Genomic DNA, 13,131 nt, shown 5'->3' on the forward strand with positions numbered 1-13,131 from the left:
ATCCCGTAACATGCGGGTAATCACCACATAATCAAAACTCTGCTCGTTGAACAAAACACATAACGGGCACTGTTGAAAGGAAACAACATGGCAATCGCAGGCTCCCTGAGTGTTATCGGCTACGGTCTTGCATCTATCGGTGGCGGTATTGGCGTTGGTCTAATCTTCGCTGCTTACATGACTAGCGTTGCTCGTCAGCCTGAGTCACAGCGCACTCTTCAGCCAATGCTCTTCATGGGCTTCGCTTTGGTTGAAGCACTTGCAGTTTTGGGTCTCATTCTCGCGTTCATTATGTAATAAAGGCTCACGCCTTATTCTCTAATCTATAGAACAGGAATTTTCCCTATGTCATATTTGATGGCTGCTGGAGAGGAGCACAGCGTTAGCCCTCTCTTCCCGAATGTTTGGGAAATGGTCATTGTCTTCATCGGGTTCCTGATCCTCCTCCTCATCGTTACCAAATACGTTATCCCGATGTTCGAAGAGATCTATCAGGAACGTAAAGAGGCTATTGAGGGCGGTCTTGCTAAAGCTGAAAAAGCTCAGGCAGAAGCGGCCGCAGCACGCGAAGAGTACAACCAACAGCTTGAAAGCGCTCGTTTGGAAGCACAGAAGATTCGCGAAGAAGCTCGTACTGAGGGTGAAGCAATTCTTGCTGAGTTCAAAGAACGTGCAACTGTTGAGGCTCAGCGCATTACCGATAATGCACAGAAGACTATCGAAGCTGAACGTGTAGCTGCTCTAGTTTCTCTTCGCTCAGAGGTAGGAACTTTAGCAACATCTTTGGCTGGCAAAATTGTTGGCGAATCCCTTAACGATGATGAGCGATCAGCTCGTGTAGTAGATCGTTTTCTTGCTGACCTTGAAACCGAGCAGCAGAACGCAGGTGTAGCTCGGTAATGGCAGGAGTATCTACTGAATCACTGAAGAAGGTGGAAGCGGTTCTTGCTGCACAGCGTGCAGTAAGTCCTGACTATCTTGCTAAAGAGCTGTTTGCTGTTGTTGACGTCCTAGACGCTGATGGCGGTCTGCGACGAGCACTGACCGACCCTTCTCGTAGCGAACAAGCACGCGAAGGAATCGTTCAGAAAGTATTTCGCGGTAAGGTCTCGGAGCCGGCACTGAACGTTTTTGTAGCGGCTGCAACTGCACGTTGGTCTGCTGAACGTGATTTAGCTGATGCTCTCGAGCATGTGGCTGTTGATGCAACAGCTCAAGCTGCAGAGGTACGCGCAGGCGCCAACGCTTTGGAGACGGTTCTTGATGAACTACTCACTTTCATCAACACTTTGAATTCTTCTGCACCAGCACAGATCGCTCTCAACGACGACCGTGCACTACCAGAAGCAAAGAAAAAACTTGCTCTCACTCTTGCTGGTTCTCCAGCAACAGCTGAAGGCCAGTTGTTGATTGAACGTGTGAGCGTCGCACCTCGCGGAATGACACCTGCACGTTTGGCAGAAAAATTCGTTGAAATTATCGTCAAACGTCAAAAACGCTCGGTTGCACGTGTTGTATCAGCCCGACCTCTAACCGACGCACACATCGAAAAGTTGCGCCGTGGGCTTTCACAAGCCTATGGACAAGAACTGAAGCTAGACATCACCGTTGATCCTCAGGTAATAGGCGGACTCAAGGTTCAAGTTGGAGACGACATTATTGACGGCACCGTCCAGTCACGTCTGAACGAACTCAACCGCTCTATCGTTGCCTAAGACCACGGATTGCATACGCAATAGTGATTTAGCAGATACAGATGGAAGGTGCGGTTCTTCTCACCACGGTGGTTAGAAGAACGTACCAACCGTAAAGCAAGTTTCGGTTTTCACCCACGACCTGTGGGGGAGAACCACACATTAGGAGAGCAGGGACAAAAGATGGCCGATTTGACCATCAACGCCGACGACGTCCGTAACGCGCTAAACGAGTTTGCAGCGTCTTACGAACCCGGCAAAGTAGAACGAGTAGAGGTGGGTCGAGTATCGTCAGCATCTGACGGTATCGCCCGCATTGAGGGTCTTCCCTCCGTCATGGCTAATGAGTTGCTTCGTTTTGAAGACGGCACTCTTGGCTTGGCGCAGAACCTAGACACCCGCGATATTGGTGCTATTATCCTTGGCGATTTCACCGGTATCGAAGAAGGACAAGAAGTACACCGCACCGGTGAAGTTCTTTCCGTACCCGTAGGCGACGCATACCTTGGTCGTGTTGTTGATCCTCTGGGTAACCCCATCGACGACATGGGACCTATCGAAGCTGAAGGTCGCCGTGCGCTAGAACTACAGGCACCTGGTGTTACCCAGCGTAAGTCTGTGCACGAACCATTGCAGACCGGCCTTAAGGCTATTGACGCAATGATTCCTATCGGTCGCGGACAGCGTCAGCTCATCATTGGTGACCGCCAGACCGGTAAGACCGCTATCGCCGTCGATACCATTTTGAACCAGAAAGCTAACTGGGAATCTGGCGATCCTCAAAAGCAGGTTCGTTGTATCTATGTAGCTGTCGGTCAGAAAGCATCGACTATCGCTGCAGTACGTAGCACCCTTGAAGCACGCGGCGCTTTGGAATACACCACCATCGTTGCTTCTCCTGCATCTGATGCAGCAGGCTTCAAGTACCTCGCACCTTACACCGGTTCTGCTATTGGTCAGCACTGGATGTACGGTGGCAAGCACGTTTTGATTATCTTTGACGACTTGTCAAAGCAGGCAGAAGCATACCGTTCTGTTTCCTTGCTTCTACGCCGCCCACCAGGACGTGAAGCATACCCCGGCGACGTTTTCTACTTGCACTCTCGTTTGCTTGAGCGTTGTGCAAAGCTCTCTGACGAGCTAGGCGCTGGTTCGATGACTGGTTTCCCCATCATCGAAACCAAAGCAAATGACGTCTCCGCGTTCATTCCTACGAACGTTATTTCCATTACCGACGGACAGATCTTCTTGCAGTCTGACCTCTTCAACGCAAACCAGCGTCCTGCAGTTGACGTAGGTATCTCGGTTTCTCGTGTGGGTGGTGCCGCACAGACCAAGGCCATGAAGAAAGTCTCCGGTACTCTCAAACTCGACCTTGCACAGTTCCGCGCAATGGAAGCTTTCGCAATGTTCGCTTCTGACTTGGACGATGCGTCCAAACAGCAGCTCACTCGCGGTGCTCGTTTGACGGAGCTTTTGCGTCAGCCTCAGTACACCCCGTACGCGGTTGAAGAGCAGGTTGTTTCTATCTGGGCAGGTACGAACGGATACCTTGATGACGTTGAGGTCTCTGACGTACTCCGTTTTGAGAAAGAGTTCATCGACTACCTCCGTCGTTCCACTGGCGTCTTGACCGCTATTAGCGAGTCCGGAAAGCTTGAAGACGACACTGTAGCTGCATTGAAGAATGCGGTTGCTGAGGTCAAGCGTAACTTTTCCTCTGAAGGTACTAGCCACCTCGTAGACGCTGGTCATGAGGAGCATAAGCCAGTATCTGATGCGGACGTATCTCAGGAAACCATCGGTTAGCGATAATCCTGATGTGGTTGTGCTGTTCTGAGCCTAACAGCGTAGAACAGCACAACTGCTAGGACTGAAAGGAAGCTCTATGGGAGCCCAAATTAGGGTTTACCGCCAGAAGATTAATTCGACGTCGTCGATGAAAAAAATCTTCAAGGCGATGGAGATGATCGCGACCTCTCGTATCAATAAGGCACGTAAGAGCGCAGATGCTGCAAGCCCTTATGCTGCTGCTTTGACAAAGGCTGTTACTGCTATTGCTACTCAGCACCCCATTCAACACCCGTTGTTGACTGATACGTCTGTTAAGCATCGTCGTTCAGCTATTTTGGTGATGACGAGTGACCGTGGCTTAGCTGGATCATACTCTTCATCCGTTTTGAAAAAAGCGGAGGGTCTGATTGAGAAGTTGCGTAGCGAAGGTCGCGAGGTTCAGCTTTACCTTGTTGGCCGTAAAGCAAAATCATATTTTGAATTCCGTGAACGCCCGTATGAGCGTGCATGGGAGGGTAACACCGATAACCCCAACGTCGAAATGGCTATCGAAATGCGTGAAGCTTTGCTTGGTGCGTATGAGCGTCCTTTCGAAGAGGGCGGTGTCGATGAATTGCATATCGTGTACACCGAATTTTTGTCGATGGTAACTCAGGAAACAAAGATTCTTCGTCTACTACCGATTGCTGTTAAAGAAGCACGTCGTATGGGTGAAGAAATTGTTCCAGGTGTTCGCCTTGATGAAGAGCAATTTGAACAGGATGCTATGTTCGAGTTTGAACCTAGCCCTCAGGAAGTGCTGGACGCGTTGATGCCTCGTTATGTGGCGTCTCGTCTGTACGCCTGCTTATTGCAAGCTGCTGCTAGCGAACTTGCTTCTCGCCAGCGTGCGATGAAGTCTGCTGGTGATAACGCAGATGAACTTGTCAAGAAGTACACTCGTTTGATGAACAACGCTCGTCAGGCTGAGATTACTAACGAGATTTCTGAGATTGTCGGTGGCGCTGACGCCCTCGCCGCATCTTAACAGAAGACCAACCAATAACTTTCTCTTATTAGGTAAGTGAGAACTATGACCTCCACTGTAAATGAATCGGCAGCTACGCCGACTCAGGGCGCTACTGGCCGCATCGTGCGCGTCATCGGCCCTGTTGTCGACGTTGAGTTTCCTGCCGGTCAGGTACCGGATATTTACAATGCGCTCACCGCTGATTTAACTCTCGGTGGCACTACTACTACGATTACTTTCGAGACCGCTCAGCACTTGGGCGACTCTATCATCCGCGCAATTTCTTTGAAGCAGACCGACGGTTTGGTGCGTGGACAGGCTGTTGTTGACACTGGAGCACCTATTTCTGTTCCTGTGGGCGACGGCGTGAAAGGACACATCTTCAACGTTCTCGGTGACGCTCTTGACGTCGATAACTCCGAGATTAAGGCTGACACTTACTGGCCTATTCACCGTACTGCTCCTGGCTTCGCAGAACTTGAAGGTTCTACCGAAATGCTTGAGACCGGTATTAAGTCCATTGACTTGCTGACCCCTTATATTAAGGGCGGTAAGATTGGTCTGTTCGGTGGTGCGGGCGTTGGTAAGACCGTTTTGATTCAGGAAATGATTACCCGTGTGGCTCGTAACTTCGGTGGTACTTCTGTATTCACCGGTGTGGGTGAGCGTACTCGTGAAGGTAACGACCTCTGGGTTGAAATGGAAGAAGCCGGCGTTCTTAAAGACACCGCGCTTGTGTTCGGTCAGATGGATGAGCCTCCGGGAACTCGTCTTCGTGTGGCTTTGACTGGTTTGACCATGGCGGAATACTTCCGTGATGTGAAGAATCAGGACGTTCTGCTCTTCATCGACAACATCTTCCGTTTCACTCAGGCAGGTTCTGAGGTATCCACCCTTCTCGGTCGTATGCCTTCTGCTGTGGGTTACCAGCCTAACCTTGCTGATGAGATGGGCTTGTTGCAGGAGCGTATTACCTCAACTCGTGGTCACTCTATTACCTCTATGCAGGCTATTTATGTTCCTGCGGATGACTACACTGACCCTGCTCCAGCGACAACCTTCGCTCACTTGGATGCAACAACTGAGCTTTCTCGTGAGATTGCTTCTCGTGGTCTGTACCCTGCTATTGACCCGCTTTCTTCAACCTCACGTATTTTGGATCCGCAGTACATCGGTAACGAACACTACGATACTGCTATCCGTGTGAAGGCTATTCTTCAGGAGAACAAGGAACTTCAGGACATCATCGCGATTCTTGGTGTGGACGAACTTTCTGAAGAGCAGAAGGTTGTTGTTTCTCGTGCACGTCGTATTGAGCAGTTCCTCTCTCAGAACACTTACACTGCGAAGCAGTTTACCGGTGTTGAGGGTTCAACTGTTCCGTTGAAGGACACCATTGAGTCCTTCCAGATGATTTGCAACGGCGATGTAGACCACATCCCTGAGCAGGCGTTCTACAACATTGGTGGTATGGACGATGTCTTCCGCCGCTACGAGGAAATCAAGGCACAGACTGGAGCCAAGTAATGACGGCACTAAAAGTCGAGGTTGTATCTCGTGAACACCGTGTGTGGGAGGGCGAGGCGAAATATGTTCGTGCTCGCACTGTCACCGGTGATTTGGGTATCCTTCCGGGGCATATCCCGACGTGTGTTCTTCTTGCTGAAGATGGTGAGCTGTATATTGAGCCGGTTTCTGGTGAGCCGATGACGACCACTCTTCAAGAGGGGTTTTTGACGGTTTCTAATGACCGCGTCACTATTGCTGCTAAGCACGCGAAGGTCTAAATAAACCTCATATGAGAAGAGGTGTTTGTTTCTTCTCCTTCTGTTCAGAAGGGTGAAGAAGCAAACACCTCTTGTTTTTAATGGTGGTGCTCTAACACTGTGAGTCTAAGAGCATGATGAATTTTTATATGGTGTTATATTTTGGGGTTTAGAAGAGTCGGTTTTCTGATTGGTCTACTCCGCGCATGGCGTCGTAGTCGAGGCTGATACAGCGGATACCGCGGTCTTCTGCGAGGGTTCTCGCTTGTGGTTTGATGCGTTGAGCTGCGAATACGCCTTTGACGGGGGCAAGTAGCGGGTCACGATTGAGTAGTTCGAGGTATCGGGTGAGCTGTTCAACACCGTCGATGTCGCCTACACGTTTGAGCTCTACCGCAATGGATGCGCCGTTGGCGTCTCGTGCCATGATGTCAACAGGGCCGATAGCGGTGGGGTATTCTCTGCGGACGAGAGTATATCCGGCACCGAGGGTTTCGATTTGTTCGGCAAGGAGGCGTTGTAGATCGGATTCTACGCCGTCTTTGACGAGTCCGGGGTCGATGCCGAGGTCGTGGGAGAGTTCTCCGATGACCTCGTAGATTCTGATGAGAAGACGGTCGTCGCTTTTGGCTGCTTGTACCGTCCATAATTGTTGTATTTCGGGGTCTGCCAGTTCGGTGAATTGGCTGCTTTGGGTGAGTTTTTCTCCCTCTAGGACGTGCATATTGACCGGTGGGTTCATCCAGTTCAGGGGCTTATAGGAGCCTCCGTCGGAGTGGATGAGTACCGAGCCGTCATTTTTGAGCATGAGTAGGCGTGTGGCACGGGGGAGGTGGGCACGTAATCTGCCCTCATAATCTACGGAACATTCTGCTATAACAAGTCGCACGCACATAACTCTAACAGTTTGTGCAGGCGCTGGGTGTCGATTCTGTGGGTGTGTATTTGAGTGTGAGCCGGATATGTACGATAGTAGTATTTATGTCCCGCAATTCTTCTCGTCGTCGTAATGGCAATTCTGGCCGTGCTCCTAGTAAGTGGCAGCGTGCCGCTGTTTCTTCTGGCCGTGATATTTCGAGGATTCTTGATCCGTCTCCGACGGTTGAGGTCGCTTCAGATGGTCACTGGTATGTGCAGTATATGCCGGCGGTGAATGCTCGCAAGAATTATATTTGTCCTGAATGTGGGCGAACTATTAGCCCCGGTGTTGCACATTTGGTGGTGTGGCAAGAAAATCATCTTTTTGGTAAGGCTCAGGCTATTGCTGAGCGTCGGCATTGGCATCAGCGGTGTTGGCAGACTCGTCGCCGTTGATATTTTAGGTGTAATCCTGCAATAGGACGGGGTGTGGGGTATGAAGAACGATTCTTCATACCCCACACCCCGTTGTATTGGTGTTATACGGTTTTAGTTTTTGTCCTGTCTTGGTACGAGTATTTCTTGAACGAGGATGAGGCAAGACGCCGCAACAGGGATGCCGATGAGTGCACCGAGTACGCTCCAGAGGCTTCCGCCTGCAGCCACTGCAATGATGGCGATACCACCGGGGACTGCAACAGCTTTAGACATGATGCGCGGTGAGATGAAGTACGCTTCAACTTGTAGGTAGATGAAGTAGCAGATAGCGAATGCTAGAGAGACTTGCCATCCAGCGGTGAGTGAGAATACGGAGACGATAATTCCTGCGGAGACTCCACCAATAAGGGGGATAAAGGCAAGGATGACGACGATGAGTGAGAAAAGCTCAGGAAAAGGAACCCCTACGATGAGCATGACGGTTAGCGCAAAAGTGCCGTTGAGTAAGGCTACGGCTGCTTGCCCGAGAACATAGTTACCAACGGATTCGGTGATTTTGTCGGTGAGTTTGCTGACGGTTTCACGTTTTGAGGCGGGAGTGAGTCGAACAAACCATGCTTTCATCAGGGGTAGTGATGAGAGGAAGTAGAGGCTCAAGAAGAGCACAATAATTGTTCCGGTAAGAATGTTGGCAACGGTTGAGCCAGCGTTGACGAGGGTGTTGAAGAAGGAACTGACAACGTTGGAGTCTGAGGTGAGTCCTTGGAATGTTTTTGATACTTCGTTTGTGACCCAGTTACGTATACCAAATTTTTCGTCGATGGAGGTGAAAAATGGTGAGTTGAGGAAGTCTGCGAAGTCGTTGGGGAAAGAATTGACGAATTGGATGGTCTGTCGCGCAATTTTTGGGACGACCCATGAGATGAGTCCAACAACGACGAGGGCGAAAGTGACGACGACGGCGGGTACGGCGGCTGCACGTGGAAGGCCGAGACTTTCTAGCTTGCGTACGGCGGGGTCGAGTCCGAGGGCGATAAAGAGCGCCCCAACAATCCAGCCGGCGAGTGGGCCGATATTGGTGAGGAAGTAGAGTGCTAGTAGTGCTGCACCAACACCGACGGTCAGGAGGAAGCCGACACGAACAGGGTTAGCGATAGCGATAGCGGGCGCTTCGAAGGTGTTGGGTGAAGAGTCGGTTTCTTCTGCCGTGTTTTCGATGGTGTCGATGCTGGTTTCTTCTGTTAACGTTTCGGGTTCTTCTGGTGGTTCAAAGCGTGGGCGAGGTTGTGGGCTAGGTAAGCCTACGCATTTATTTTTGCATTGGTTGAGTTTTTCTTTGAGATGTTTGAAAGTTTTCTCGACTGCAGATTCTTTGGTCATAATTTTTTATTTTCGTCTTGATATACGGTGTATCTGAGACAACTTTATACCTTATTCCTGAGAGTAGGATTCAGCCGACGGCTAGAAACACTGCTTTATGACGAGAAAAAACGGTAGATTTTAGATAACGCAACATTCTTTTATTTGTAGGAGGTAAACTGTGGCTTCTTCTCATGAACCTTTTATTCCGTCGTCGGTACGTCGTGCACCTGACTTATCTCAGTTGGCTCAACAGCCGGCTTCTGCTGAGTCTTCTGCACCTGCTGGTGATACTGCGGTGAGTTACCGGTATGAGGTTACCAGTGGCGAGGATTTTCAGAAGTATGTTCAGATGTCTTCGCAAGGTGCTGTTATTTTTGTGCTGTGGTCTGCACAGTCTGCCGCTTCGGAGCAGACGTTGCGTGCCGTTGAGGAGGTCGTCAATTCTGCTGGCGGTAATTTGTTGTTGGCGTCGGTGGATGTGGGTGCTCACCCTGAGATTGCTCAGGCGTTTCAGGTGCAGAGCGTTCCGGCAGGTGTAGCAGTTCTTGCTGGGCGTCCAGCACCTTTGTTTAATACTCCGATTGATACGGCGCAGGCGACAGATGTGTTGCAACAGGTTCTTCAGATTGCTGCAGAGCACCAGCTTCCGGGTGGTTTCGCTCCTTCTGCGGGTGAGGTTGCCGAGAAGCCTTTACCTCCGTTACATCAAGAAGCGTTAGACGCTATTGATCGTGGTGATTATGCTGCTGCTCAGCAAGCGTATCAGCGTGCTTTAGCGGAGAACCCGGGGGATAAGGACGCTAAGCTGGGGCTGTCTCAGGTGAATCTGCTATCACGAGTGTCTGCCTATGATACGGTGCAGGTGCGTGCTCAGGCGGCGCAAGAGCCGTTGAATGTTGAGGCGGCGTTGGCTGTTGCTGACCTTGATATTTCGGGTGGGCATGTTGAGGATGCGTTTAACCGTCTTATTAACGTGTTTAAACAGGTGGACACTTCGGCTCAGAACACGGTGCGTGAACGTCTGGTAGAGCTTTTTGATGTGGTTGGTTCTGCTGATCCTCGCGTGGTTAAAGCGCGCACTGCTTTAATGACAGCCCTCTTCTAAAAGAGACCGTAACACACCGCCTAACCGCTTGCACCGGTACGGTGTTGGGCGCGTAGTATGAGCGATGAATATTTGCTGTGGTTGACAAGAACACCTAGACTGTGAACCACAGCATTTATTATTTTAACTGTTAGATGATGTGCCGAAATAGTATGCGCTCGCAACGAGAGGAACGCTTCGTGACAGATCAGATTCCGTGGAATACACCTTCTCAACCAGACACCGAAGAACGCAACTTTTCCCAAGTGAGCGAGCAGATTCCAACACCAGAGCATTCTGCCCCGTCACAGCCCATGGCGTTGAGCTTACGTCATCTGGTCAAAGAATATCGAGACAAGGTGGCTGTAGACGGTATTAATCTGGACATTCCTCGTGGTTCTTTCTTTGGGCTGGTGGGACGTAACGGTGCTGGTAAAACGACCACACTGAACATGGCAACAGGGTTGTTGCGTCCTACCGCTGGAACAGCGCATATTGGCACAATAAACATTTGGGAAGATCCTATTGCCGCTAAAAAGCAGGTGGGTGTTCTTCCTGATGGTGTGCGTCTTTTTGATAAGCTCACCGGCGAACAACTTTTATATTATGCGGGCATGTTACATGGGTTAGACCGTCAGACGGTTAAAGAACGTAGTGCCGACCTGTTGAACGTCCTTGAAATGGGTGATGCTGGTGGGCGTCGCGTATGCGATTATTCTGCTGGTATGACAAAGAAAATTGGGTTAGGGTGCGCGCTGATTCACGCCCCTTCACTTCTGATTCTTGATGAGCCGTTTGAGGCGGTAGACCCTGTTTCGGCGTCGAACATTCAGGATATTTTGCGCGGCTATATCCAATCGGGTGGAACGATTGTGCTCTCATCACATGTGATGGATTTGGTGGGTCGCCTATGCGACCATGTGGCAGTGATGAACGAGGGACGTATCGTTGCTTCTGGCACGTTAGATGATGTGTGTGCTGGCAAGACTTTAGAAGAGCGGTTCATTGAACTGGTTGGTGGACGTGTTGTTTCGGAGGGAATCTCATGGTTAAAGTCCTCCTCAAACTAAAATGGGCAGATTTTCTTGCCTCTTTTAAACGTAATATGTGGGCTATCTTTGGCACCATTATTGCGCTGCTCTATGGGTCTGGTCTTCTTGTCTTATGGGCTTTTGCGTCACTGACAGCCGGCACAGAATCACCCCAACAACAGATATGGGCGCTGTGCTTTGGTGTGGTGTCTAGCCTTATCTGGCTGGTGGTGCCCTTGTTCTTTGCATGGGTTGATAATGCGCTTGACCTCGATAAGCTTGCCCCGTACCCGTTGTCTGCACGAGATATTCAATGGGCGCAACTGTGGGGCAACCTCATAGGTGTTCTCGGCTTTTTAACGGCTCTTGCCACGCTCGTGACTGCTGGTGCTTTCATTCATCAGCCGTTAGTGTTGGTCAGCTATATTTTGTGTGCTCCGGTGGGGCTACTGTTAATGATGATGATGTCTCGCCTGATTAATATGGTGGGTCAGCGTATTTATCAGAATCGTATGCTGCGTAACGTGATGTCGGTAGTCATGGTTATTCTGATGATTTGTTTAGTCCCGTTTCTTATGCTGATTGCTGGTGCTGTGGCATCTATCTGGGATTATCTTCCAACCATTCTTAACATTTTGGCGTGGAGCCCGCTGGGCGTTATATGGGCTGTTCCCGGTGATGTTCTTGACGGCGCATGGGTGATGGCTGCTGGTCGTTGTGCTCTAACTGCTGTGTATGTTGCGGTTGGTTGGGTGCTATGGAATAAGTTGCTCACTCATGAGATGGAATATTTGGGTGCTTCAACAGCGAAAACTGGTACACGCACTAAAGAAGCAGGGAATATCGGTATTTTTGCGCATTTTCCAGCCCATACACGTTGGGCTGTTGCTGCTCGCACCATACATTCTTTCTTCACCGATTCTCGTATGAGCGCATATATGGTGATTCCGCCTGCATTCTATGTGCTGATGGCTTTTGGTGAAGCGTTCTCAGCTTCTGCTGGCAGGGATAGCGGCGCTTTTTCTGATATTGGGCCATTGTTTATTGCGTTGATGGTAGGCTCTACATTCTATTATTTGGTGGCGTATGATGATTCTGCGTTGGCTACACATCTTATTTCTCCACTGCGTGGAAAGGATGACCGCTGGGGCCGTTTCTATGGTTTGAGCATTCTCTTCTTGCCGATTCTGCTCTTCTGTTTAACGTTTTTCTTGTGGTATCGTGGCGCTAGTTTTGTGGAGTTTTTCGCTCTTGCTGGTGGTTCGGTTGGTGCTTTTTGTACGGCTGCTGCTATTAGCTCATTATTTGATGTGACGTTGCCGCCGCCGACTCCGCCACCTGGTTCTGGCCCGTTCAAAACACCGCAGAATACGGGCGGTGCTGGTTTGGTTCTGGCACGTTTAGGTGTCTCGTTATTGATTTTTGCGGCGCTGATACCAACCTTTGTGCTGTACGGCGTCTACTTGTTGACGGGGCAGGACGTGTGGGCGTGGTGCACGGGCGCAGTGTCGCTGGTGTATGGTGTGCTGTGCGTGTGGTGTGTGATGCGTGTGAGTGCTCGCCGGTATGAGCGTCATGCTCCTGAGTGTTTTGCTCAGTTGAAGAGGTAACATACTTTTCTTTTGTGTAGTATGTGGTTATTGATGTATTGCTGTTTGTGAGGAGGAGAGATGTCTTCTATTCCTGGAGTTGAAGATCCTTTTGCGCCAGATACGCGTGGTGGCACTGCGTTGTTGGAGCGTGAGCTGACGGAGACTGTTGAGCCGGGTGACCATGAGCGTTTTAGCCATTATGTGCGTAAAGAGAAGATTATGGAGTCTGCTCTGACGGGTAATCCTGTGCGTGCGTTGTGCGGTAAGGTGTGGACTCCGGGGCGTGACCCTGAGAAGTTTCCGGTGTGCCCGCAGTGTCAGGAAATTTATGATGGTTTGCGTCCGGGTAAGGATGATGGCGACGGCGAGAATTAGCTGAAGCTGTGAGGCGACCCTATCTAGCTATGTGGCTGGGTAGGGTCATTTTTTGTGTGCGCTTTTGTGACGAAGTGTAGGTGCTAAAAATTTTAGTTCAGCTTATAATAAGGCTGACTAGGTGGAGG

The 13,131-nt window shown here is 50.3% G+C and carries 14 protein-coding genes; 12 read left to right on the plus strand and 2 right to left on the minus strand.

Features of this window, described 5'->3' with window-relative positions:
* Nucleotides 1-87: 87 nt before the first annotated feature.
* The 7 genes from atpE to ACN08W_RS04030 all read left to right on the plus strand — a co-directional run bounded on the left by atpE (nucleotide 88) and on the right by ACN08W_RS04030 (nucleotide 6,284).
* Complete coding sequence (gene atpE / locus ACN08W_RS04000) at nucleotides 88-297, plus strand: ATP synthase F0 subunit C (RefSeq protein ID WP_419101473.1); 210 nt, start codon at nucleotides 88-90, stop codon at nucleotides 295-297.
* A 48-nt stretch (nucleotides 298-345) separates the two neighbouring features.
* Nucleotides 346-900 (plus strand): F0F1 ATP synthase subunit B, encoded by a 555-nt coding sequence (locus tag ACN08W_RS04005; protein ID WP_419103610.1) that lies wholly within the window; start codon nucleotides 346-348, stop codon nucleotides 898-900.
* Nucleotides 900-1,715: a F0F1 ATP synthase subunit delta gene (locus ACN08W_RS04010; RefSeq protein ID WP_419103609.1), complete on the plus strand. Its 816-nt coding sequence runs from the start codon at nucleotides 900-902 to the stop codon at nucleotides 1,713-1,715. Before ACN08W_RS04005 ends, ACN08W_RS04010 begins: the two co-directional genes overlap by 1 nt.
* 162 nt (nucleotides 1,716-1,877) lie before the next feature.
* Nucleotides 1,878-3,503 carry a F0F1 ATP synthase subunit alpha gene (atpA, locus tag ACN08W_RS04015; protein ID WP_419103657.1) on the plus strand — a complete coding sequence of 542 codons (1,626 nt, stop codon included), beginning with the start codon at nucleotides 1,878-1,880 and terminating at the stop codon, nucleotides 3,501-3,503.
* A 79-nt stretch (nucleotides 3,504-3,582) separates the two neighbouring features.
* Complete coding sequence (locus ACN08W_RS04020) at nucleotides 3,583-4,515, plus strand: F0F1 ATP synthase subunit gamma (protein ID WP_419108867.1); 933 nt, start codon at nucleotides 3,583-3,585, stop codon at nucleotides 4,513-4,515.
* Nucleotides 4,516-4,560: 45 nt separating this feature from the next.
* Nucleotides 4,561-6,024, plus strand: a complete 1,464-nt coding sequence (gene atpD, locus ACN08W_RS04025) for a F0F1 ATP synthase subunit beta (protein WP_419101469.1) — start codon at nucleotides 4,561-4,563, stop codon at nucleotides 6,022-6,024.
* The gene (locus ACN08W_RS04030) at nucleotides 6,024-6,284 is read left to right on the plus strand and encodes a F0F1 ATP synthase subunit epsilon (protein ID WP_419101468.1); all 261 of its coding nucleotides are present in this window, start codon (nucleotides 6,024-6,026) and stop codon (nucleotides 6,282-6,284) included. Before atpD ends, ACN08W_RS04030 begins: the two co-directional genes overlap by 1 nt.
* Before the next feature lie 148 nt (nucleotides 6,285-6,432).
* Here ACN08W_RS04030 and nucS read toward each other — a convergent pair whose 3' ends face one another.
* Nucleotides 6,433-7,152, minus strand: coding sequence for an endonuclease NucS (nucS, locus tag ACN08W_RS04035; RefSeq protein ID WP_419106936.1), 720 nt, complete (start codon nucleotides 7,150-7,152; stop codon nucleotides 6,433-6,435).
* 92 nt (nucleotides 7,153-7,244) lie between these two features.
* Between nucS and ACN08W_RS04040 the strand changes: the two genes are divergently transcribed.
* Nucleotides 7,245-7,577, plus strand: coding sequence for an ATP/GTP-binding protein (locus ACN08W_RS04040; protein WP_419101466.1), 333 nt, complete (start codon nucleotides 7,245-7,247; stop codon nucleotides 7,575-7,577).
* Nucleotides 7,578-7,670: 93 nt separating this feature from the next.
* Here the strand turns inward: ACN08W_RS04040 and ACN08W_RS04045 are convergent, their stop codons facing one another.
* Entirely contained in the window at nucleotides 7,671-8,939 is a 1,269-nt protein-coding gene (locus tag ACN08W_RS04045; protein WP_419103606.1) for an AI-2E family transporter, read from the minus strand.
* Nucleotides 8,940-9,099: 160 nt separating this feature from the next.
* On the opposite strand from ACN08W_RS04045, the gene ACN08W_RS04050 reads away from it, so the two are divergent.
* The 4 genes from ACN08W_RS04050 (at nucleotide 9,100) to ACN08W_RS04065 (ending at nucleotide 13,003) form a co-directional block, all read left to right on the plus strand.
* Nucleotides 9,100-10,026, plus strand: a complete 927-nt coding sequence (locus tag ACN08W_RS04050; RefSeq protein WP_419108868.1) for a co-chaperone YbbN — start codon at nucleotides 9,100-9,102, stop codon at nucleotides 10,024-10,026.
* A gap of 293 nt (nucleotides 10,027-10,319) precedes the next feature.
* Complete coding sequence (locus tag ACN08W_RS04055; protein WP_419107003.1) at nucleotides 10,320-11,075, plus strand: ABC transporter ATP-binding protein; 756 nt, start codon at nucleotides 10,320-10,322, stop codon at nucleotides 11,073-11,075.
* Entirely contained in the window at nucleotides 11,051-12,646 is a 1,596-nt protein-coding gene (locus ACN08W_RS04060; protein ID WP_419108869.1) for a hypothetical protein, read from the plus strand. Before ACN08W_RS04055 ends, ACN08W_RS04060 begins: the two co-directional genes overlap by 25 nt.
* A gap of 60 nt (nucleotides 12,647-12,706) precedes the next feature.
* On the plus strand, nucleotides 12,707-13,003 hold the full coding sequence (locus ACN08W_RS04065; protein ID WP_419101461.1) for a DUF3039 domain-containing protein: 297 nt from the start codon (nucleotides 12,707-12,709) through the stop codon (nucleotides 13,001-13,003).
* Nucleotides 13,004-13,131 lie beyond the last annotated feature (128 nt).

The organism is Rothia sp. CCM 9419 (genome assembly GCF_048512815.1).
Classification (GTDB): Bacteria; Actinomycetota; Actinomycetes; order Actinomycetales; family Micrococcaceae; genus Rothia.